Source organism: Streptomyces scopuliridis (assembly GCF_042790125.1).
GTDB lineage: Bacteria > Actinomycetota > Actinomycetes > Streptomycetales > Streptomycetaceae > Streptomyces > Streptomyces scopuliridis_A.
Genome location: NZ_JBHTZS010000002.1, coordinates 130,294 through 150,287, shown reverse-complemented (window position 1 = coordinate 150,287; position 19,994 = coordinate 130,294). Strand labels below are relative to the sequence as shown.

General features: G+C 71.4%; 23 protein-coding genes and 1 pseudogene. 22 read left to right on the top strand and 2 right to left on the bottom strand.

The genetic code is table 11. From position 1 onward, the window contains the following. Positions 1-11: 11 nt before the first annotated feature. The 11 genes from hisD to ACFRKB_RS02880 all read left to right on the top strand — a co-directional run bounded on the left by hisD (position 12) and on the right by ACFRKB_RS02880 (position 9,037). Positions 12-1,361 (top strand): histidinol dehydrogenase, encoded by a 1,350-nt coding sequence (hisD, locus tag ACFRKB_RS02930; RefSeq protein ID WP_383102758.1) that lies wholly within the window; start codon positions 12-14, stop codon positions 1,359-1,361. Then, on the top strand, positions 1,358-2,467 hold the full coding sequence (locus ACFRKB_RS02925) for a histidinol-phosphate transaminase (protein WP_383102756.1): 1,110 nt from the start codon (positions 1,358-1,360) through the stop codon (positions 2,465-2,467). Before hisD ends, ACFRKB_RS02925 begins: the two co-directional genes overlap by 4 nt. Then, positions 2,464-3,057: an imidazoleglycerol-phosphate dehydratase HisB gene (gene hisB, locus ACFRKB_RS02920; protein WP_383102755.1), complete on the top strand. Its 594-nt coding sequence runs from the start codon at positions 2,464-2,466 to the stop codon at positions 3,055-3,057. Before ACFRKB_RS02925 ends, hisB begins: the two co-directional genes overlap by 4 nt. Then, on the top strand, positions 3,054-3,221 hold the full coding sequence (locus ACFRKB_RS02915) for a hypothetical protein (RefSeq protein WP_365976896.1): 168 nt from the start codon (positions 3,054-3,056) through the stop codon (positions 3,219-3,221). Before hisB ends, ACFRKB_RS02915 begins: the two co-directional genes overlap by 4 nt. Then, positions 3,218-3,853, top strand: coding sequence for an imidazole glycerol phosphate synthase subunit HisH (gene hisH / locus ACFRKB_RS02910; protein WP_383102753.1), 636 nt, complete (start codon positions 3,218-3,220; stop codon positions 3,851-3,853). The genes ACFRKB_RS02915 and hisH overlap by 4 nt, the downstream gene beginning before the upstream one ends. 26 nt (positions 3,854-3,879) lie before the next feature. Further along, a complete protein-coding gene (gene priA, locus ACFRKB_RS02905; protein ID WP_365976913.1) occupies positions 3,880-4,605 on the top strand; it encodes a bifunctional 1-(5-phosphoribosyl)-5-((5-phosphoribosylamino)methylideneamino)imidazole-4-carboxamide isomerase/phosphoribosylanthranilate isomerase PriA in 726 nt (241 codons plus the stop codon). Then, positions 4,602-5,057 (top strand): RidA family protein, encoded by a 456-nt coding sequence (locus ACFRKB_RS02900; protein ID WP_383102751.1) that lies wholly within the window; start codon positions 4,602-4,604, stop codon positions 5,055-5,057. Before priA ends, ACFRKB_RS02900 begins: the two co-directional genes overlap by 4 nt. Further along, positions 5,054-5,809 carry an imidazole glycerol phosphate synthase subunit HisF gene (hisF, locus tag ACFRKB_RS02895; protein WP_383102749.1) on the top strand — a complete coding sequence of 252 codons (756 nt, stop codon included), beginning with the start codon at positions 5,054-5,056 and terminating at the stop codon, positions 5,807-5,809. Before ACFRKB_RS02900 ends, hisF begins: the two co-directional genes overlap by 4 nt. 353 nt (positions 5,810-6,162) lie before the next feature. After that, positions 6,163-7,011, top strand: coding sequence for a bis(hydroxyethyl) terephthalate hydrolase (gene bdeA, locus ACFRKB_RS02890; protein WP_383103266.1), 849 nt, complete (start codon positions 6,163-6,165; stop codon positions 7,009-7,011). A 63-nt stretch (positions 7,012-7,074) separates the two neighbouring features. Next, positions 7,075-7,662, top strand: a complete 588-nt coding sequence (locus ACFRKB_RS02885) for an ArsR/SmtB family transcription factor (protein ID WP_383102748.1) — start codon at positions 7,075-7,077, stop codon at positions 7,660-7,662. A 112-nt stretch (positions 7,663-7,774) separates the two neighbouring features. Further along, positions 7,775-9,037 (top strand): MFS transporter, encoded by a 1,263-nt coding sequence (locus tag ACFRKB_RS02880; protein WP_383102746.1) that lies wholly within the window; start codon positions 7,775-7,777, stop codon positions 9,035-9,037. Positions 9,038-9,213: 176 nt separating this feature from the next. Here ACFRKB_RS02880 and ACFRKB_RS02875 read toward each other — a convergent pair whose 3' ends face one another. Then, positions 9,214-9,846: a TIGR03085 family metal-binding protein gene (locus ACFRKB_RS02875; protein WP_383102744.1), complete on the bottom strand. Its 633-nt coding sequence runs from the start codon at positions 9,844-9,846 to the stop codon at positions 9,214-9,216. Positions 9,847-9,929: 83 nt separating this feature from the next. On the opposite strand from ACFRKB_RS02875, the gene hisI reads away from it, so the two are divergent. The 11 genes from hisI to lgt all read left to right on the top strand — a co-directional run bounded on the left by hisI (position 9,930) and on the right by lgt (position 19,217). Continuing rightward, positions 9,930-10,307 carry a phosphoribosyl-AMP cyclohydrolase gene (gene hisI, locus ACFRKB_RS02870; RefSeq protein ID WP_249950758.1) on the top strand — a complete coding sequence of 126 codons (378 nt, stop codon included), beginning with the start codon at positions 9,930-9,932 and terminating at the stop codon, positions 10,305-10,307. Between the two features lie 109 nt (positions 10,308-10,416). Next, entirely contained in the window at positions 10,417-11,904 is a 1,488-nt protein-coding gene (locus ACFRKB_RS02865; RefSeq protein WP_383102742.1) for an anthranilate synthase component I, read from the top strand. A 37-nt stretch (positions 11,905-11,941) separates the two neighbouring features. After that, positions 11,942-12,646 carry a TIGR02234 family membrane protein gene (locus tag ACFRKB_RS02860; protein ID WP_383102740.1) on the top strand — a complete coding sequence of 235 codons (705 nt, stop codon included), beginning with the start codon at positions 11,942-11,944 and terminating at the stop codon, positions 12,644-12,646. Positions 12,647-12,815: 169 nt separating this feature from the next. Beyond that, a complete protein-coding gene (locus ACFRKB_RS02855) occupies positions 12,816-13,136 on the top strand; it encodes an HGxxPAAW family protein (protein WP_383103264.1) in 321 nt (106 codons plus the stop codon). 141 nt (positions 13,137-13,277) lie between these two features. After that, positions 13,278-13,742 carry a DUF2752 domain-containing protein gene (locus ACFRKB_RS02850; protein ID WP_383102738.1) on the top strand — a complete coding sequence of 155 codons (465 nt, stop codon included), beginning with the start codon at positions 13,278-13,280 and terminating at the stop codon, positions 13,740-13,742. A 147-nt stretch (positions 13,743-13,889) separates the two neighbouring features. Beyond that, positions 13,890-14,699 (top strand): indole-3-glycerol phosphate synthase TrpC, encoded by an 810-nt coding sequence (gene trpC, locus ACFRKB_RS02845; RefSeq protein WP_383102736.1) that lies wholly within the window; start codon positions 13,890-13,892, stop codon positions 14,697-14,699. A 7-nt stretch (positions 14,700-14,706) separates the two neighbouring features. After that, positions 14,707-14,886 (top strand): tryptophan biosynthesis modulator TrpM, encoded by a 180-nt coding sequence (trpM, locus tag ACFRKB_RS02840; protein ID WP_383102734.1) that lies wholly within the window; start codon positions 14,707-14,709, stop codon positions 14,884-14,886. 347 nt (positions 14,887-15,233) lie between these two features. Beyond that, the gene (gene trpB, locus ACFRKB_RS02835; RefSeq protein ID WP_383102733.1) at positions 15,234-16,469 is read left to right on the top strand and encodes a tryptophan synthase subunit beta; all 1,236 of its coding nucleotides are present in this window, start codon (positions 15,234-15,236) and stop codon (positions 16,467-16,469) included. Beyond that, positions 16,466-17,278, top strand: coding sequence for a tryptophan synthase subunit alpha (gene trpA / locus ACFRKB_RS02830; protein ID WP_383102731.1), 813 nt, complete (start codon positions 16,466-16,468; stop codon positions 17,276-17,278). The genes trpB and trpA overlap by 4 nt, the downstream gene beginning before the upstream one ends. A gap of 76 nt (positions 17,279-17,354) precedes the next feature. Next, positions 17,355-18,209 carry a DsbA family protein gene (locus ACFRKB_RS02825; RefSeq protein ID WP_383102729.1) on the top strand — a complete coding sequence of 285 codons (855 nt, stop codon included), beginning with the start codon at positions 17,355-17,357 and terminating at the stop codon, positions 18,207-18,209. Between the two features lie 69 nt (positions 18,210-18,278). Then, complete coding sequence (gene lgt / locus ACFRKB_RS02820; RefSeq protein WP_383102727.1) at positions 18,279-19,217, top strand: prolipoprotein diacylglyceryl transferase; 939 nt, start codon at positions 18,279-18,281, stop codon at positions 19,215-19,217. Positions 19,218-19,227: 10 nt separating this feature from the next. Here the strand turns inward: lgt and ACFRKB_RS02815 are convergent. Beyond that, positions 19,228-19,970: pseudogene (locus ACFRKB_RS02815) on the bottom strand (HpcH/HpaI aldolase/citrate lyase family protein). Positions 19,971-19,994: the final 24 nt, after the last annotated feature.

Here is a 19,994-nt window from a genome sequence, read left to right as displayed (position 1 = left end):
GAATTGACCCCGTGATCTCACGAATCGATCTGCGCGGCGACACCCTCCCCGAGGGTGGAGACCTGCGTGACCTGCTGCCCCGAGCCGAGTTCGACGTGGAAGCCGCACTGGAGAAGGTGCGCCCGCTCTGCGAGGACGTGCGCCATAGGGGTACGGCGGCGCTGATCGATGCCGCGGAGACGTTCGACGGAGTGAGGCTGGAGCGGGTCCGGGTGCCCGCGAAAGCCCTTGTTGACGCCCTGGAAGCGCTTGATCCGGCCGTACGGGCCGCGTTGGAGGAGTCGATCCGGCGCGCCAGGCTCGTGCACCGCGCGCAGCGGCGCTCCTCGCACACCACCCAGGTCGTGCCCGGCGGCACGGTCACCGAGAAGTGGGTGCCGGTCGGGCGGGTCGGGCTCTACGCGCCCGGCGGCCGGTCCGTCTACCCGTCGTCAGTGATCATGAACGTGGTGCCGGCCCAGGAGGCGGGCGTCGAGTCCATCGCCCTGGCCTCTCCGGCGCAGAAACCCCGTTACCCAGGAGACGCCGCCGGCGGGCTGCCGCACCCGACGATCCTGGCCGCGTGCGCGCTGCTCGGGATCGACGAGGTGTACGCGGCCGGTGGCGCCTCCGCCGTCGCGATGTTCGCGTACGGCACCCCGGGCCCCGACGGCTGCGCGCCCGCCAACATGGTCACGGGCCCCGGCAATATCTGGGTCGCCGCCGCCAAGCGCTACTTCACCGGCCGGATCGGCATCGACGCCGAGGCGGGTCCGACCGAGATCGCGGTCCTCGCGGACGCGACCGCCGACCCGGTCCATGTCGCGGCCGACCTGATCAGCCAGGCCGAGCACGACCCGCTGGCCGCCGCCGTCCTGGTCACCGACTCCGCCGAGCTGGCCGACGCCGTAGAGAAGGAGCTGGAGCCGCAGGTCGCGGCGACCAAGCACATCGAGGACCGGGTGGTCCCCGCGCTCTCCGGCCGGCAGTCCGCGATCGTGCTGGTCGACTCCGTCGAGGACGGCCTGCGGGTCGTCGACGCGTACGGCGCCGAGCACCTGGAGATCCAGACCGCCGACGCCGCCGCGCTGGCCGCGCGGGTGCGCAACGCGGGCGCGATCTTCGTCGGACCGTACGCCCCGGTCTCGCTCGGCGACTACTGCGCGGGCTCCAACCACGTACTGCCGACCGGCGGTTGCGCCTGTCACTCCTCGGGACTCTCCGTCCAGTCCTTCCTGCGCGGTATCCACATCGTGGATTACAGCGAGGACGCGCTCGCCGAGGTCGCCCACCATGTGGTGACGCTCGCCGAGGCCGAGGACCTGCCCGCGCACGGCGCGGCGATCAAGGCGAGGTTCGCGTGGAAGGTGCCCGGAAAGTGACGTTCGGTATTGACGATCTGCCCGTACGGGACGAGCTGCGCGGCAAGTCTCCCTACGGCGCGCCCCAGCTGGACGTCCCCGTACAGCTGAACACCAACGAGAACCCGTACCCGCTGCCCGAGCCGCTGGTCGAGCGGATCGCCGAGCGTGTCCGCGAGGCCGCCCGGAGCCTCAACCGCTACCCCGACCGGGACGCGGTGGAGCTGCGCACCGAGCTGGCCCGGTATCTGAGCCGCACCGGAAAGCACCCGCTGACCGCGGCGAACGTCTGGGCCGCCAATGGCTCCAACGAGGTCATCCAGCAGCTGCTGCAGACCTTCGGCGGTCCCGGCCGTACGGCCATCGGCTTCGAGCCCTCGTACTCGATGCACGGCCTGATCGCCCGCGGCACCGGCACCGGCTGGCTCTCCGGCCCGCGCAACGAGGACTTCACCATCGACGTGGAGGCGGCGCGGAAGGCCATCGCCGAGCACCGCCCCGATGTCGTCTTCATCACCTCACCCAACAACCCCACGGGCACCGCGGTCGACGCCGGGACCGTCCTCGCGCTCTACGAGGCCGCCCAGGCCGCCGGGCCGTCCCTGGTGGTGGTCGACGAGGCGTACGTCGAGTTCAGCCACCGCGACTCCCTGCTGCCCCTCATCGAGGGCCGGCCGCTGCTCATCGTGTCCCGCACGATGTCCAAGGCGTTCGGGGCGGCCGGGCTGCGTCTGGGCTATCTCGCCGCGCACCCCGCCGTGGTCGACGCCGTCCAGCTGGTGCGCCTGCCGTACCACCTCTCCGCCGTCACACAGGCCACCGCGCTCGCCGCGCTGGAGCACACCGATACGCTGCTCGGGTACGTCGAAACGCTCAAGGCCGAGCGGGACCGGCTGGTAGGGGAGTTGCGGGCGATCGGTTACGAGGTCACCGAGTCCGACGCGAACTTCGTCCAGTTCGGCCGCTTCGAGGACTCCCACGCGGCCTGGCAGCGGATCCTCGACCGGGGTGTCCTCATCCGTGACAACGGCGTACCGGGCTGGCTGCGGGTCACCGCGGGCACCCCGTCCGAGAACGACGCGTTCCTCGACGCGGTACGTGACCTGAAGAAGGAGCAGCGCGCATGAGCCGCATCGGCCGCGTGGAACGCAGTACGAAGGAGACCTCCGTCGTCGTCGAGATCGATCTCGACGGTAACGGCGATGTGGACGTTTCGACGGGGGTCGGCTTCTACGACCACATGCTCGACCAGCTCGGCAGGCACGGCCTGTTCGACCTCACGGTGAAGACCGAGGGCGATCTGCACATCGACTCGCACCACACCATCGAGGACACCGCGCTGGCCCTCGGCGCCGCCTTCAAGCAGGCCCTCGGCGACAAGGTCGGCATCTACCGCTTCGGCAACTGCACCGTCCCGCTGGACGAGTCGCTGGCCCAGGTGACGGTGGACCTGTCGGGGCGGCCGTATCTCGTGCACACCGAGCCCGAGAACATGGCGCCGATGATCGGCGAGTACGACACGACCATGACCCGGCACATCCTGGAGTCGTTCGTCGCCCAGGCGCAGATCGCGCTGCACGTACACGTGCCGTACGGGCGCAACGCGCACCACATCGTGGAGTGCCAGTTCAAGGCCCTGGCCCGCGCTCTGCGGTACGCCTCCGAGCGCGACCCGCGCGCGGTGGGAATTCTTCCTTCGACCAAGGGCGCCCTGTGACCGGTCTCTCCACCATTCTGATCGTCGTGGGGCTCTTCCTCGCCGGCGGTGTGTACTCCTTCCACAAGCAGAAGCTGCCCAAAGGCGTGATCGTGCTGTTGGGCAGCGCCTCCGTGCTGTGTCTGATCGCCGGAGTCCTGCGCATCCAAGGGATCTGGGAATGAGCAAGAACGTCGTCGTCTTCGACTACGGCTTCGGCAATGTCCGCTCCGCGGAGCGCGCCCTCGCCAGGGCCGGCGCCGATGTCGAGATCACCCGCGACTTCGACCGCGCCATGAACGCCGACGGGCTGCTCGTCCCGGGCGTAGGGGCCTTCTCCGCCTGTATGCGGGGGCTCACCGCCGCCCGCGGCGAGTGGATCATCGGCCGCAGGCTCGCCGGCGGCCGGCCCGTCATGGGGATCTGTGTCGGGATGCAGATCCTCTTCGAGCGCGGGATCGAGCACGGCGTGGAGACCGAGGGCCTCGACGAGTGGCCCGGTACGGTCGCGCCGCTCAAGGCCCCGGTCGTCCCGCACATGGGGTGGAACACCGTCGAGGCGCCGGAGGGCAGTGAGCTGTTCGCCGGGCTCGACCCGGAGGCCCGCTTCTACTTCGTGCACTCGTACGCCGTGCACGAGTGGGGCCTTGAGGTGACCAACCCCAAGATCCGCGCCCCCAAGGTCACCTGGGCCACGCACGGCGAGCGGTTCGTCGCCGCCGTGGAGAACGGCGCCCTGTGGGCCACCCAGTTCCACCCCGAGAAGTCCGGCGACGCCGGCGCCCAGCTGCTGACCAACTGGATCGGAACCCTCTGATGCCATCTGTGCCCCCGGGGCCCTCTGTGCCGAAGCTCGAACTCCTGCCCGCCGTCGACGTCCGCGACGGCCAGGCCGTCCGGCTGGTCCATGGCGAGTCCGGTACGGAGACGTCGTACGGCTCCCCGCTCGAAGCGGCCCTCGCCTGGCAGCGCTCGGGCGCCGAATGGCTGCATCTGGTCGACCTCGACGCGGCGTTCGGCACCGGTGACAATCGCGCGCTCATCGCCGAGGTCACCGAAGCCATGGACATCAAGGTCGAGCTGTCCGGCGGCATCCGCGACGACGCCTCGCTCGCCGCGGCCCTCGCCACCGGCTGCACCCGGGTCAACCTCGGTACGGCCGCGCTGGAGAGCCCCGAGTGGGTCGCCAAGATCATCGCCGAGCACGGCGACCGGATCGCGGTCGGCCTCGACGTACGGGGGACGACCCTGCGCGGGCGCGGCTGGACCCGTGACGGCGGTGATCTCTACGAGACACTGGCCCGGCTGGACTCCGAGGGGTGCGCGCGGTACGTCGTCACCGACATCGCCAAGGACGGCACCCTCCAGGGCCCCAACCTGGAGCTGCTCAAGAACGTCTGCGCCGTCACCGACAAGCCGGTCGTCGCCTCCGGCGGGGTCTCCTCGCTGGACGATCTGCGCGCGATCGCCACGCTCGTGCCCGAGGGTGTCGAGGGCGCGATCGTCGGCAAGGCGCTGTACGCCAAGGCGTTCACCCTGGAAGAGGCGTTGGCGACGGTGTCCGGATGAGCGACGGCGTACGGGAAGACGCACGCGCCGGAGAGGTACGGAAGATCGCGTCCGGCGGTCCGTGGGAGGACTCCATCGGCTACTCCCGGGCGGTGGAACTCCCCAACGGCCTTGTCCTGGTGGCCGGCTGCACGGCGATGGTCGACGGCAGGATCGCGGCGGGCGGCCCGTACGAGCAGGCCAGGGCCGCCTTCGGGGTCGCCGTCAAGGCGCTGGAGGAGCTGGGGCTCGGCGCCGAACATGTGGTCCGCACACGTATGTACATCACCCATGTACGGGATGCCGACGAGGTGGGCCGCGCCCACAAGGAGCTGTTCGACGCCGTACGTCCGGCCGCGTCGATGATCGTCGTCTCCGGCTTCATCGACCCGAGTCTGGTGGTCGAGGTGGAGGTCGAGGCGTACCGGACCGGGACACACCGGCCCGAGGCACACCGAGGAGGTGCCGGATGACTCTCGCCGTACGCGTCATTCCCTGCCTGGACGTGGACAACGGCCGGGTGGTGAAGGGCGTCAACTTCCAGAACCTGCGGGACGCGGGCGACCCGGTCGAGATGGCCAAGCTGTACGACGCCGAGGGCGCCGACGAGCTGACGTTCCTCGACATCACCGCCTCCTCCGGCGACCGCGAGACGACCTACGACGTGGTGCGCCGCACGGCCGAGCAGGTCTTCATCCCGCTCACGGTCGGCGGTGGCGTACGCACTCCGGAAGACGTCGACAGGCTGCTGCGGGCGGGCGCGGACAAGGTCGGCGTCAACACCGCGGCCATCGCGCGCCCCGACCTCATACGGGAGATCGCCGAACGCTTCGGGCGCCAGGTGCTGGTGCTGTCGGTCGACGCGCGCCGCACGCCGTCGGGGTCCTTCGAGGTCACGACGCACGGCGGACGCAGGGGCACCGGCATCGACGCCGTCGAATGGGCGCACCGCGCGGCCGAGTTGGGCGCGGGGGAGATCCTGCTCAACTCGATGGACGCGGACGGTACGAAGGACGGCTACGACACGGAGATGATCGCGGCCGTACGCGCGCGGGTCACCGTGCCCGTCATCGCGTCCGGAGGCGCGGGCAGGCTCGCGGACTTCGCGCCGGCCATCGAGTCGGGCGCCGACGCCGTACTGGCCGCCTCCGTCTTCCACTTCGGCGATCTGCGGATCTCCGAGGTCAAGGGGGCGCTGCGGGAGGCGGGCCATCCGGTGCGCTGATCCGGGGTGTTGACCCCCGGCGCGGGTCCGGTGGGCCGGCTTCCCCGCGTGAAGGCCGGTCAGGTCCGGTGAGAACTGCCGAGAACCGGTGAGAACCGGCGGGAACTGGTGAAGACCGGTGAACTCGCCGGTGCTCATCGGCCGGTTGCGGCGCGACAGTGGAATCGCCAGTCATCATCGCGGTTCCACTCCGGTGCGCCCGGCGGCATCCGGCATTTCGCGGCGGCTTCAGGCGGCTTCCGGTGTGGCTCCGTCACGACCGAGAGGCACCCGCCGTGTATCCGTACTCCCCAGCACGCCCCGCCACCTCCCCCTCGCCGCGTTTATGGGCGGGGGCGCTCGCGACCGCCGCCCTGGCCGCGGCGCTGATCCCCGGCGCGTCCGGCGCGCGCGCCGCCGGCCCCGCCGGGGCCGCGGACAATCCGTACGAGCGCGGACCGGCCCCGACCGTGGCGTCCATCGAGGCCGCCCGGGGCCCGTACGCCGTCTCGCAGACGCCGGTCTCCCCGGTCGGCGTCAGCGGATTCGGCGGCGGCACGATCTACTACCCGACGTCCACCGCGGACGGCACCTTCGGCGCCGTGGCCATCGTGCCCGGCTTCACCGGCACGCAGTCGAGCCTCGCCTGGCTCGGGCCGCGGCTCGCCTCCCAGGGCTTCGTCGTCTTCACCATCGACACCATCACCGTCCTCGACCAGCCCGCGAGCCGGGGCCGTCAACTCCTCGCCGCGCTCGACTATCTGACGGGGCGTTCGGCCGTCAGCGGCCGGATCGACAAGGCGCGGCTGGGCGTCATGGGCCACTCGATGGGCGGGGGCGGCACGCTGGAGGCCGCCAAGTCCCGCACCTCACTGAAGGCGGCCATCCCGCTGACCGGCTGGAACCTGGACAAGACCTGGCCCGAGGTGCGTACCCCCACCCTGGTGGTCGGGGCCGACGGCGACACCGTCGCGCCCGTCGCCACGCACTCCGAGCCGTTCTACACCTCGCTGCCGGGCTCGCTCGACAAGGCGTATCTGGAACTGAAGGGAGCCACCCACAACGCGCCGAACACCGCGAACACCACCATCGCGAAGTACAGCGTCTCCTGGCTGAAGCGGTTCATCGACAGTGACACCCGCTACGAGAAGTTCCTCTGCCCGCTGCCCCAGCCGGGCCCGGCGATCGCGGAGTACCGAGGGAACTGCCCGCACCGGTCCTGATCCGCAGGATTTATTGCGCAGTTTATATTGCGCAACTTTTCTTTCCTGTCTAGCCTCGGAGGCATGTCGGACACGGAACCCCGCAGGATCACGGACCTCGGCACGCTCAAGGCGTTCGGTCATCCGCTGCGCATGAAGCTCTACCGGGCGCTCTACATCGCGCGTACGGCCACCGCCTCGCAGCTGGCCGACCAGGTGGACGAGGCTGTCTCACTGGTCAGTTACCACCTGCGCAAACTCGCCGATCACGGACTGATCGAGGAGGCCGAGCCGCAGGGGAAGGACGGACGGGAGCGATGGTGGCGGCCGGCCTCGCAGGGGCTGAGCTTCCATGACGCGGACTTCCACGACGCGCCGGAGGAGGCCGCCACCCACGCCGCGCTGGTCCGGATGTCCTTCGAGCAGCGCGCCGATCTCTACCGCGGCTATCTCGACACTCAGAGCGCCTTGGGCGCCGACTGGCGTTCCGCCGCCTTCAGCAATGAGTACCTGGCCCCGCTCACCGCCTCGGAGCTGGCCGAGCTCAGTGACGAGCTGCACCAGCTGGTCAAGAAGTACGAGGCCGCCGGCCGGGCCGCCGAGGACGCGGGGGACACCGAGGGGCGCAAGAACGTCGCGCTGCACCTGTACGGATTCCCGTTCCGCGCCTGAGGTGTACGGATTCCCGTTCCGCGCCTGAGGTACGGATTCCCGTTCCGCGCCAGAGACCGGACCGTCAGCCCAGGGCACCGCCCTGCCCGGCCCCCGAGAGGATCGCGCCGTCATGAGCGCCACCGCCCTGCCCACGCCCGCCGCCCCGGTCCCGGAGAGACCCGCTCACCGTGACCGCAACGTACTGCGCTGGCTCGCCGCCTACACCGCCTCCATGGTCGGCGACAGCGTCTACTACATGGCCCTGTCCTGGGCCGCGATCCGCACCGGCAGCCCCGGGCAGGCCGGTCTCGTACTCGCCCTCGGTGCCGTTCCGCGCGCCGTGCTGATGCTCGGCGGGGGAGTGCTCGCCGACCGTTTCGGGCCGCGCCGGGTCGTCATCGGCAGCGACGCCGCGCGCTGTGTCGTCATCCTGGGCATCGCGGTGGCGCTGCTGTTCACCTCCCCCTCCCTCTGGCTGCTGATCACGGTCGCGCTCGTCTTCGGGGCCGTGGACGCGCTCTTCCTGCCCGCCGTCGGCGCCCTGCCGCCCCTGATCACCGCGCCCGGCCAACTGGCGCGTGTCCAGGGCATGCGGGGGCTCGCGGCCCGTATCGCCAATGTCACCGGCGCGCCGCTCGGCGGGCTCGCGGTGGCGCTCGGCGGCTCGGTCATGGCCTTCGCCGTCGCCGGGGCGCTGTTCGCGCTGTCGCTCCCGCTGCTGCTCGCCGTACGACTGACGACAAGGACGGTGAAACCCCCGGCGGACGGCGCGGCGGCCGGCACCGCCTGGAGCGAACTGCGGGACGGGCTGCGCCACATCCGCCGCCATCGCGTGCTCGCCCCGCTGATGCTGGTGATCGCCGTCGGTGAACTGGGCTTCGTCGGCCCGCTCAACATCGGACTCACCCTGCTCGTCCAGGAGCGCGGCTGGGGCGCCGACGGCATGGGATGGATCGTCGCGGCCTTCGGCGTCGGCGCGGGCGTCAGTTCCCTGCTGCTCACCGTGCGCGGACGGATGCCGCGCGCCGGACTCGTACAGTCCGCCGTCCTGTGCGGCGGCGCAGTCGCCGTCGCCGCACTCGCCTACGCGCCCTCGCTCGCCCTCGCGGTCCTCGCGGGCATCTTCATCGGACTGCTGGCGGGGCTGAGCGGCGCGCTGACCGGAGCCCTGCTCCAGACGGCGGCCGACCCGGCCTATCTGGGCCGGGTGACCTCCGTGGCGACACTCTTCTCGCTCGGCCTCGCACCGCTCTGCTATCCGGTCACCGGCGCGGCGGTCGGCCTGTGGGGCACGGGTCCGGTCTTCGTCGTCAGCGCGGCCGTATGCGGTACGGGGGGCGTGCTCGGCCTCTGCTTCAAGGCCCTCCGCCGCGCCGAACTGCCCAGAACCTGAGGCGGACAGGATCTAGTGCTGTGGCCGGAAAGGTTTGTCGGGGGCTCGCGGCGTCCGGTGCGGTGCATCGCAAGGCGGAGGATCGCGCTCGTACTGGACGTACTCGCGCGCGTCCGACAACGCGGCGAGGTGCCGTGCCGGGCGTCGCGAGCCGGTGAACCTTTCCGGTCACAGCACTAGATACCGAGGCGCGCTTCCTGGAGCCGGGCGATCGCGTCCTTGTCGCCGTCCAGCTCCACATGCGCCGCCGCCTGCCGGCCGAACGCGAAGAGCAGCAGCTCACCCGGCTCGCCGGTGACCGTCACCACCGGTGTGCCGCGGTGCGCCACGGCCGTCTGGCCGTCCGGGCGGCGCAGCACCAGGCCGACCGGGGACTTGCGGCCCATCATCCGGCCGCCCTTCTCCAGCCGCGACCACAGCGTGTTCGCGAAGACGCTGTCCAGCTCCCGGGGCGACCAGTCCGGCTGCGCCCGCCGTACGTCCTCGGCGTGGACATAGAACTCGACGGTGTTCGCGACCTCGTCGATCTGTTTGAGCCCGAACGGGGACATCCGCGGCGGGCCCGTACGGATCAGCTGGATCAGCTCCTCGTACGGCTTGGCGAGATACTCCGCCTGCACCCGGTCGAGCCGGTTCTTGAGGGCGGCCAGCACCGTCCCGCCCGCCGCGTCGGGGCGGCGCTCGCGGACCACGACATGGGCCGCGAGATCGCGGGTCAGCCAGCCTTCGCAGAGCGTCGGCGCATCGGGGCCCGCCGCCTCCAACAGGTCGGCGAGCAGAAGTCGTTCACGCTTCGCATGGGTCGACATACCGGCAAGCCTACGGCGGCCCGGCCCCGTCCGCCCAGTGGACGTCCCGGTCGCGCGCCCCGCGGGCGCGGCACAATGGCCGTATGACCAGCACGCCCCCACCCGCGGGCCCGGCCGGCGGGCTCGACCCCGCCATCGCCGACCGGCTCAAGCGCAGCGCCGACGGCCTCGTCCCGGCCATCGCCCAGCAGTACGACACCGGCGAGGTGCTGATGCTGGGTTGGATGGACGACGAGGCCCTGCACCGCACCCTGACCACCGGCCGCTGCACCTACTGGTCGCGCAGCCGGCGGGAGTACTGGGTCAAGGGCGACACCTCGGGCCATGTCCAGCACGTCAAGTCCGTCGCCCTGGACTGTGACGCCGACACCGTCCTGGTCCAGGTCGACCAGGTCGGCGCCGCCTGCCACACCGGCGCGCGCACCTGCTTCGACGCCGACGTACTGCCGCTCGGCCGCTGACGTCCGGGCGGTGACCGTACGCGGGTGCCCGCACGCCGGTGACCGTACGGAGCCGACGATCCACCGTCCGCACCCAACGCCTCCCGTCCGACGAGTAGGGTCAGCGACCATGGACCTTGAGACCTTCCGCAAGCTGGCGGTGGACCGCCGCGTCATCCCCGTCAGCCGGCGCCTCCTCGCGGACGGCGACACCCCGGTCGGCCTGTACCGCAAGCTCGCCGCCGAGCGCCCCGGCACGTTCCTGCTGGAATCCGCCGAGAACGGCCGCTCCTGGTCCCGCTACTCCTTCATCGGGGTACGGTCCGCCGCCACCCTCACCGAACGCGACGGCGTCACCCACTGGCTCGGCACCCCGCCCGTCGGTGTCCCCCTCGACGGGGATCCGCTGGCGGCCCTGCGCGCCACCGTGGTGGCCCTGCACACCCCCCGCGACCTCTCCTCCGGCATGCCGCCGTTCACCGGCGGCATGGTCGGCTACCTCGGCTACGACATCGTCCGGCGGCTGGAGCGGATCGGCGAGCACGGCCGTGACGATCTGCGCATCCCCGAGCTGACCATGCTGCTCACCTCGGATCTCGCCGTACTGGACCACTGGGACGGCACCGTCCTGCTGATCGCCAACGCCATCAACCACAACGACCGCGACACCGGTGTGGAGGAGGCGTACGCGGACGCCGTCGCCCGGCTCGACGCCATGGCCGCCGATCTGGCCGAGCCGGTACGGTCCGCGCCCACCGCGCTGCCCGCCTCCGAACTGCCCGAGTACACCGCGCTCTGGGGCGGCCCCGACTACCAGGCCGTGGTCGAGGACATCAAGGAGCGCATCAGGGCGGGCGAGGCCTTCCAGGTCGTCCCCTCCCAGCGCTTCGAGACCCCCGTCACCGCGAGCGCGCTGGATGTCTACCGGGTCCTGCGGGCCACCAACCCGTCGCCCTACATGTATCTCTTCCGCTTCGAGGGCTTCGACGTCGTGGGCTCCAGCCCGGAGGCGCTGGTCAAGGTCGAGGACGGCCGGGCGATGGTCCACCCCATCGCCGGCACCCGGCCGCGCGGCGCCACACCGCAGGAGGACCAGGCCCTGGCCGACGAACTGCTCGCCGATCCCAAGGAGCGCGCCGAGCATCTGATGCTCGTGGACCTCGGCCGCAACGACCTCGGCCGGGTCTGCGAGCCCGGTACGGTCGAGGTGGTCGACTTCATGTCCGTCGAGCGCTACTCGCACGTCATGCACATCGTGTCGACGGTGACCGGACGGGTCGCCGAGGGGCGCGGTGCCTTCGACGTACTGACCGCCTGCTTCCCGGCGGGCACCCTCTCCGGGGCCCCCAAGCCGCGCGCCATGCAGATCATCGACGAACTGGAGCCCACCCGGCGGGGGCTGTACGGCGGCTGCGTCGGCTATCTCGACTTCGCCGGCGACTCCGACACCGCCATCGCCATCCGTACCGCCCTGCTGCGCGACGGGACGGCGTATGTGCAGGCGGGAGCGGGTGTCGTGGCCGACTCCGACCCGGTCTCGGAAGACACGGAATGCCGTAACAAGGCCGCCGCGGTGCTCCGCGCCGTCCACACGGCGAACCGGCTGAACGCCGGGTAACCCCCGGGCGGACGGGCGGGAGAAGCCGTAGGGGATAGTGGGGTGCGTGAGTGCCGTACCCGTACCCCAGCCCCGTACCGCAGGACCCGCGGCCACCGCCAGGAGCGGCGGTGGCGGCCGTCGCGCTCTCGCCGCGGCGCTGCTGCTCGGTGCCGCCGGCGCCGCCGTCGCGCTGATCGCCTCCGGCCAGATCTGGGCCGAGGGCACGGCGGCCGTCGGCGGCGGTTCCGTGCCGCTGAACGCCGACGGCCGGGATGTCACCGGCGTTCCGGCCGCGCTCGGCATCGTCGGACTCGCGGCGCTCGTCGCCGTCTTCGCCGTACGCGGAGCGGGGCGCGTGCTCGTCGCCGCGCTGCTGGCGCTGAGCGGAGCGGGCGCGGCCGTCGCCGCGTTCCTCGGCGCGTCCGACAGCGCGGCCCTCGACGAGAAGGCCGCGAAGACCACCGGCGACAGCGCCGCCACCGTCGACGCCCTGACCCATACCGCGTGGCCGTACGTGACCGCGGCCGGGGGCGTGCTGATCCTGCTCGCGGGGGCGCTGGCCCTGCTGTACGGGCGGCGCTGGCCGGGGATGTCCGGCCGCTACGAGCGGCCCGGCGCGTCCGCGGGTGCGGGCGGGTCCGGCGGCGGTCCCGGCGGGCGCGGGCGCGCGGGCCGTACGGCGCCAGCGGTGGACCCCGACCGTCCCGAGGACCTGTGGAAGGCGCTGGACCGGGGCGAGGATCCCACGCGCGAGAGCTGACCCACCGGCGAAGAGACCCCGAAGAGACCGGCGCAGAGACCGGTGGGCAGACCGGCGGGGAGAGCTGACTCACATCGGTGGACCCCACGGGCCGGTACGGGTACCGCGTGCGGGACAATGTGGGTTGAGCGTCCGACTCACCCAGCGCAACAGCAACGAGGAGCAACTCATGGCGGGCACCAGCCACGGACACACCCCGGCCGCCTGGACCGGCGTCACCATCTCCATCATCGGCTTCTGCATCGCGGGAGTCTTCATGGTGGCGGCGAACCAGCCCGGGTTCTGGGGCGGTGTCGGCGTGGTCCTGCTCGGTGGTGTCGTCGGCATGGCGATGAGGGCCATGGGTCTTGGCAAGCCGAAGGAGTCGGCGGCGATGGCGGAGGCCAGGGCCGCGGCGGTGCGGCAGCAGATCGAGAACTCCGCCGGGACGCAGGTCCGGCCCGAGGCCGAGCCCCAGGCCAAGGGCCAGGCGCAGGCGCAGACAGTCTGACGGACCGGGTCGGCGCGACGCGTTCCCCCTTCGCACGTACTTTCGCGCATACCGCGACCTTTCGCGCATACCGCAACGCACCGAGGCGCAGTCCGGCCAGACCGGGCTGCGTCTTCTCGTACGAGCGGGGACAATCACCGGGTGGATGACGCCCTGCCTGTGCCCGCGCCCGACCAGCCGGCTCCTCCGGCGGCCTCCGCCGGGCCGCCGTCGACCGCGCGGCGGCTGCTGCCGCCGCTCGCCACCCTCGCCGGGGTGGCCGCCGCCTTCACGTACGTCGGGCTGGTCGACCCGAACGAAACCGGCCACTACCCGGTCTGCCCGCTGTACGGCCTGACCGGCATTCTCTGCTTCGGCTGCGGCGGGCTGCGCAGCGCCCACGCCGTCGCGCACGGCGACTGGTTGGGCGCCCTCGGCGACAACGCCCTCGCCACCGTCGGCTACCCGGTCTTCGCCGTCCTCTGGGTGGTGTGGGCTGTCCGTGCCCGGAAGGCACTCCCTGTCACGATCACGCTGCGGCCCGTCTGGTGGTGGGCCCTCGGCGGGGTGATCCTGGCCTTCAGCGTCATCAGAAACCTGCCCTTCGGCTCGTGGCTCGCGCCATGATGGTCCGAGCGGTGTCATGCTCGGCCCACCGGATGCGGGTCCTCCGGCCAGTTCCGGATAGCATCGATATGGCTGATCCTGATCCAATGGCCGATCTGATCAGCGACCGAGCTTGATTCGAACCAGTCCCGGAAGGGGGCCGCTCGCGTGAGTGTGCTCGACGAGATCATCGAAGGCGTACGCGCCGACCTCGCAGAGCGGCAGGCGCGCGTGGGCCTTGACGAACTCAAGGAGCGCGCGGCGAAGGCGCCCCAGGCCAGGGACGGGGTCGCCGCGCTGCGCGGCGAGGGCGTGCATGTGATCTGCGAGGTCAAGCGTTCCAGCCCGTCGAAGGGCGCGCTGGCCGCGATCGCCGACCCCGCGGCCCTGGCCGCCGACTACGAGGCGGGCGGCGCGACCGTCATCTCCGTACTGACCGAGCAGCGGCGCTTCGGCGGCTCGCTGGCCGACCTGGAGGCCGTACGCGCCAAGGTCGACATCCCTGTCCTGCGCAAGGACTTCATCGTCACCTCGTACCAGCTGTGGGAGGCACGGGCGTACGGCGCCGACCTGGCGCTGCTGATCGTCTCCGCGCTGGAGCAGCCGGCCCTGGTCTCGCTGATCGAGCGTGCCGAGTCGATCGGGCTCACCCCGCTCGTCGAGGTGCACGACGAGGACGAGGTCGAGCGGGCCGTGGACGCCGGGGCGAAGATCATCGGTGTCAACGCGCGCGATCTGAAGACGCTGAAGGTCGACCGGAGCACGTTCGAACGGGTCGCGCCCGAGATTCCGGCCGGGATCGTGAAGATCGCCGAGTCGGGGGTGCGCGGGCCGCACGACCTGATCGCGTACGCGAACGCCGGGGCGGACGCGGTGCTCGTCGGTGAGTCGCTGGTGACCGGGCGGGACCCGAAGTCGGCGGTGGCGGATCTGGTGGCGGCGGGTGCGCATCCGGCGCTGCGGCACGGGAGGGACTGAACCCGCCATGCCCGCCGCCCGCTCCGCAGCCGCGACGCCGGACACCCACGCGCCTCTCGCGCGCGGGTGCCGTCCGCGTGGCTGCCGGGCGCCGGCGCGGCGGGTGCACGGACGGCGGGTGCGGTACGTGATCGGTGACGAGCCCGGTCAGGTCAACGGGATGCGATGGCGCGGGGCCGCGCGTTAGGCGTGGCCTTTGCGGTGCGGTGTCCGCGGGATGTGTGTGCGGTGCCGCGCCGTGTGCGGGTGCGTTGTGGGTGCGGTGGCTGTGCGTTGTGCGGTGCCGTGCCCGGGGTGCGGTGGCTGTGCGTTGTGCGTACGGTGCCGTGCCTCCGTGACCGGTTCCTGGACTGCGCAGTGTCCATATGCGGCTCCGCCGCGTGGTCACCGCGCTTCGCGCGAGCTGCGACGCTTTACGTCCAGAAACCGGCCACTGCGGCCCGTCCCCTCGCGTCCGTTGCCGGATGCCGGGGGTGCCTCGCTTTGGCGCATACGGTGAATCCCGTCTGCCGCTCTCCGAGGAGTCGTTCGTCGATGTCCGAGTTTTTCGTTCCTGATCCTGACGGTCATGTGCCCAGCGCCGAAGGGTACTTCGGTGCCTTCGGCGGCAAGTTCATTCCCGAGGCGCTCGTCGCCGCCGTCGACGAGGTCGCCGTCGAGTACGAGAAGGCCAAGGGCGACCCCGCCTTCGCCGCCGAGCTCGAAGACCTCCTGGTCCACTACACCGGGCGCCCCAGCGCGCTGACCGATGTCCCGCGGTTCGCCGAGCACGCCGGTGGCGCTCGGGTGTTCCTGAAGCGGGAAGATCTGAACCACACCGGCTCCCACAAGATCAACAATGTGCTGGGGCAGGCATTGCTGACGAAGCGGATGGGCAAGACCCGGGTCATCGCCGAGACCGGGGCCGGGCAGCACGGGGTCGCGACCGCGACCGCCTGCGCGTTGTTCGGGCTTGAATGCACCATCTACATGGGCGAGATCGACACCGAGCGCCAGGCTCTGAACGTGGCCCGGATGCGGATGCTCGGTGCCGAGGTCGTGCCCGTGAAGTCCGGGAGCCGGACGCTGAAGGACGCCATCAACGAGGCGTTCCGCGACTGGGTCGCCAATGTGGACCGTACGCACTATCTGTTCGGGACGGTCGCGGGGCCGCATCCCTTCCCCGCGATGGTGCGGGACTTCCACCGGGTCATCGGCGTCGAGGCGCGCCGGCAGATCCTGGAGCGGGCCGGGCGGTTGCCCGATGCCGCTGTGGCGTGTGTGGGGGGCGGCTCCAACGCGATCGGTCTGTTCCACGCGTTCATCCCCGACGCGGACGTACGGCTGGTGGGCTGTGAGCCGGCCGGGCACGGGATCGGGACGGGTGAGCACGCCGCCACCCTGACCGCGGGCGAGCCCGGCATCCTGCACGGGTCGCGGTCGTACGTCCTCCAGGACGAGGAGGGCCAGATCACCGAGCCGTACTCGATCTCGGCCGGTCTCGACTATCCCGGCATCGGCCCCGAGCACGCGTATCTCAAGGACAGCGGGCGCGGGGAGTACCGGGCGGTGACCGATGACGACGCGATGCGGGCGCTGCTGCTGCTGTCGCGTACGGAAGGCATCATCCCGGCGATCGAGAGCGCGCACGCGCTGGCCGGTGCGCTGGAGGTGGGGCGGGAGCTGGGCGAGGACGGGCTGATCATCGTCAACCTGTCCGGGCGCGGCGACAAGGACATGGACACGGCCGCCCGCTACTTCGGGCTGTATGACGGGGAGGGCACCAAGTGAGCGGGAACATCCAGCTGTTGAGTGACACGCTGGCGGCGGCGAAGGCCGAGAACCGCGCCGCGCTGATCGCCTATCTGCCCGCCGGGTTCCCGAGCGTGGACGGCGGGATCGAGGCCGTGAAGGCCGTCTTCGACGGGGGCGCGGACGTGGTCGAGGTGGGGCTGCCGCACAGCGACCCGGTGCTCGACGGGCCCGTCATCCAGACCGCCGACGACATCGCGCTGCGGGGCGGGGTGAAGATCGCGGATGTGATGCGTACGGTCCGCGAGGCGTACGAGGCGACCGGTAAGCCGGTGCTCGTGATGACGTACTGGAATCCGATCGACCGGTACGGGATCGAGCGGTTCACCGCCGAGCTGGCCGAGGCGGGCGGCGCCGGGTGCATTCTGCCGGATCTGCCCGTACAGGAGTCCGCGCTGTGGCGTGAGCACGCCGAGAAGCACGGGCTGGCGACCGTGTTCGTGGTGGCTCCGAGCAGCAAGGACGAGCGGCTGGCGAAGATCACGGCAGCGGGCAGTGGTTTTGTGTACGCGGCGTCGCTGATGGGCGTCACCGGTACGCGTGCCTCGGTGGGTCTGGAGGCCAAGAACCTGGTGGGGCGTACGCGCGCCACGACCGCGCTGCCGGTCTGTGTCGGGCTCGGGGTGTCCAACGCGGAGCAGGCGGCCGAGGTCGCCGGATTCGCGGACGGTGTGATCGTCGGGTCCGCGTTCGTGAAGCGGATGCTGGACGCGGCCGACGAAGTGGCGGGGCTGGCCGCGGTGCGCGCGCTCGCGGGTGAGCTGGCCGAGGGCGTTCGCAAGCGCTGACGGGTGATCTCACCCGTACGGGTGGACCTGGGACCGGGGAGGTGCGTAGGCGCCTCCCCGGTTCGTTGCTGTGGGCGTGAGCGAGAAGAACCGTGAGGAAAAGCGGAGCGCGAGAGAGCGGCTCCAGCAGGAACGTGCGGCGGACAGGACGCGGGAGAAGCGCCGGCGGACCCTGGTCGTCTCCGCGGCGGTGGTCGGGGTCCTCGGCCTGGTCGCGGTGGTCGGGGTGCTCGTCGCGAACGCCGGCAAGGACAAGGCCGACAGCGCGGGCGGCCCGATCAGCGCGCCGTCGGGGCTGACGGGCAAGGACGATCTGGCGATCCCCGTGGGAGCGACGGACGCGCCGTCCACGCTCACGGTGTGGGAGGACTTCCGCTGCCCGGCCTGCGCCCAGTTCGAGAACGGCTTCCGGAGCACCATTCACGAGCTGGAGAAGGCGGGGGAGCTCAAGGTCGAGTACCACCTCGCCACGATCATCGACGGCAATATGGGCGGTACGGGCTCGCTGCGCGCGGCCAACGCGGCGGCGTGCGCGCAGGACGCCGGACAGTTCGCCCCGTACCACGACGTGCTCTACCAGAACCAGCCCGCGGAGACGGACGACGCCTTCGCCAAGAACAGCCATCTGCTGGATCTGGCGGGCAAGGTCGACGGGCTGGAGTCCGCGCCCGGCTTCCGGGAGTGCGTGGACGGCGGCAAGCACGACGACTGGGTGAACAAGTCCGCCGAGGCGTTCCGGACGGGTGGCTTCTCCGGGACGCCGACCGTGCTGCTCAACGGTGAGTCGGTCTTCCCGAAGAAGGGCAGCGAGAACATCACGCCCGACAACCTGAAGAAGTGGGTCAAGGAGGCCAACAAGGGCAAGAAGGCGGGGACGACCACGCCGTCCGCGCCCTCCTCGATCCCGGTCGGCTCGGCGCCCGCGGGGTGAGCTCGTTATGCAGAAGTTGCCGGGCGGGTTGCCGTAGGTCCCGCCCGGCACTGTAGCGTCGGTTCTGCCATGGACCTTGCATACATTCCCAGCCCGTCGACCGGAGTGCTCCATCTCGGACCGCTCCCGCTGCGCGGCTATGCCTTCGCCATTCTCGTCGGGCTGTTCGTCGCCCTCTGGATCGTCAACCGGCGTTGGGTCGCTCGCGGCGGCAAGCCGGGGACGACCACGGACATCGCCGTCTGGGCCGTACCGTTCGGTCTGCTCGGCGGCCGGCTGTACCACGTCATCACCGACTACGAGCTGTACTTCGGTGAGGGACGCAACTGGGTCGACGCCTTCAAGATCTGGGAAGGCGGCCTCGGCATCTGGGGCGCGGTGGCGCTGGGCGCGGTGGGCGCCTGGATCGGCTGCCGCCGCCGGGGGATCGCGCTTCCGCCGTACGCCGACGCGCTGGCCCCCGGTCTCGCCATCGCCCAGGCCTTCGGGCGCTGGGGCAACTGGTTCAACCAGGAGCTGTACGGCAAGCCGACCGATCTGCCGTGGGCGCTGAAGATCAGCGAGGGGCCCAACCGCGAGGCCGGTCTCTACCACCCGACGTTCCTGTACGAGTCCCTGTGGTGCCTCGGCGTCGCCGCCCTGGTCATCTGGGCCGAGCGTCGCTTCAGGCTCGGACACGGGCGGGTCTTCGCGCTCTATGTCGCGGCGTACTGCGCGGGCCGCGCCTGGATCGAGTACATGCGGGTCGACGAGGCGCACCACATCCTGGGCCTCCGGCTCAATCTGTGGACCGCGATGATCGTCTTCATCCTCGCCGTGGTCTATCTGGTCGTCTCCAGCAAGGTGCGGCCCGGCCGTGAGGAGATCGTGGAGCCCGACAAGGACGCCGTCGTCCCGGCGAAGGACGCCGACGCCGGGGAATCCGCGGAGGATGAGTCCGGTCCGGTCGCGGTGACCACCGAGAAGGCCGAGGATCCGGTGTCCGGAGCGGCCGAGGACGGCAGCTGAGCCTTCCGGCTCACCGGCGGCTCGCCAGCGACAGTGTCCTGCGGGCCGCCGCCACGATCGCCGCGTCCACGAAGCGGCCGTCCGGCAGCGCGTGCGCTCCCGCGTCGGCCGCCGCCGCCTCGATGATCTCCTCGGCCTCGACGATCTCCTGGGCGGTGGGCAGATACGCCCGCTCGATGACCGGCAGCTGGCGCGGATGGATCGCCGCCCTGCCGACGAGTCCCAGCGTCCTGCCGTGGCGGCAGGACGCCGCGAGGCCGTCCAGATCCCGTACGTCGGGGTAGACGGACTGGGCGGGCGGCGCCAGGCCCGCCGCGCGGGCCGCGACCACGGCCCGGCTGCGCGACCAGTCCAGGCCCGCGTCGTCCCGTACCCCCAGATCGGCGCGGAGATCCGCCTCGCCCAGGGCGATGCCATGGACCGCCGGGTGGGCAGTGGCGATGGCGTGGGCGTGTTCCACGGCGAGCGCCGATTCGAGCAGCGCGTAGAGCGCGACATCGGGCGCCCGCGAGGCGACGCGATGGATGTCCGAGGCGTGGCTGACCTTCGGGACGCGCAGCCCGGAGAGTCCCGCGAGGCCGGCCAGCGACGGCAGGTCCCGTTCATCGGCGATCCGGCATGGACCGGGGTCTCGTGGGGGGACGACAGGAACTCGGCGGTGGCGGCGCGCGCGTACTCCTTGCGGTCCGGCGCCACCGCGTCCTCCAGGTCGACGATCACCACGTCGGCGCCGCAGGACAGCGCCTTCGCCATCACCTCCGGACGGTCCCCGGGCAC

What these genes read in the sequence shown, in the direction of transcription:
- trpM (WP_383102734.1), top strand. Translation starts at nt 14,707, where the DNA reads ATGCCCGCCGCCCGCTCCGCAGCCGCGACGCCGGACACCCACGCGCCT.
- trpB (WP_383102733.1), top strand. Translation starts at nt 15,234, where the DNA reads ATGTCCGAGTTTTTCGTTCCTGATCCTGACGGTCATGTGCCCAGCGCC.
- ACFRKB_RS02880 (WP_383102746.1), top strand. Translation starts at nt 7,775, where the DNA reads ATGAGCGCCACCGCCCTGCCCACGCCCGCCGCCCCGGTCCCGGAGAGA.
- ACFRKB_RS02900 (WP_383102751.1), top strand. Translation starts at nt 4,602, where the DNA reads ATGAGCGACGGCGTACGGGAAGACGCACGCGCCGGAGAGGTACGGAAG.
- ACFRKB_RS02885 (WP_383102748.1), top strand. Translation starts at nt 7,075, where the DNA reads ATGTCGGACACGGAACCCCGCAGGATCACGGACCTCGGCACGCTCAAG.
- ACFRKB_RS02865 (WP_383102742.1), top strand. Translation starts at nt 10,417, where the DNA reads ATGGACCTTGAGACCTTCCGCAAGCTGGCGGTGGACCGCCGCGTCATC.
- hisF (WP_383102749.1), top strand. Translation starts at nt 5,054, where the DNA reads ATGACTCTCGCCGTACGCGTCATTCCCTGCCTGGACGTGGACAACGGC.
- lgt (WP_383102727.1), top strand. Translation starts at nt 18,279, where the DNA reads ATGGACCTTGCATACATTCCCAGCCCGTCGACCGGAGTGCTCCATCTC.
- ACFRKB_RS02875 (WP_383102744.1), bottom strand. Translation starts at nt 9,846, where the DNA reads ATGTCGACCCATGCGAAGCGTGAACGACTTCTGCTCGCCGACCTGTTG.
- hisI (WP_249950758.1), top strand. Translation starts at nt 9,930, where the DNA reads ATGACCAGCACGCCCCCACCCGCGGGCCCGGCCGGCGGGCTCGACCCC.
- ACFRKB_RS02855 (WP_383103264.1), top strand. Translation starts at nt 12,816, where the DNA reads ATGGCGGGCACCAGCCACGGACACACCCCGGCCGCCTGGACCGGCGTC.
- hisB (WP_383102755.1), top strand. Translation starts at nt 2,464, where the DNA reads ATGAGCCGCATCGGCCGCGTGGAACGCAGTACGAAGGAGACCTCCGTC.
- hisH (WP_383102753.1), top strand. Translation starts at nt 3,218, where the DNA reads ATGAGCAAGAACGTCGTCGTCTTCGACTACGGCTTCGGCAATGTCCGC.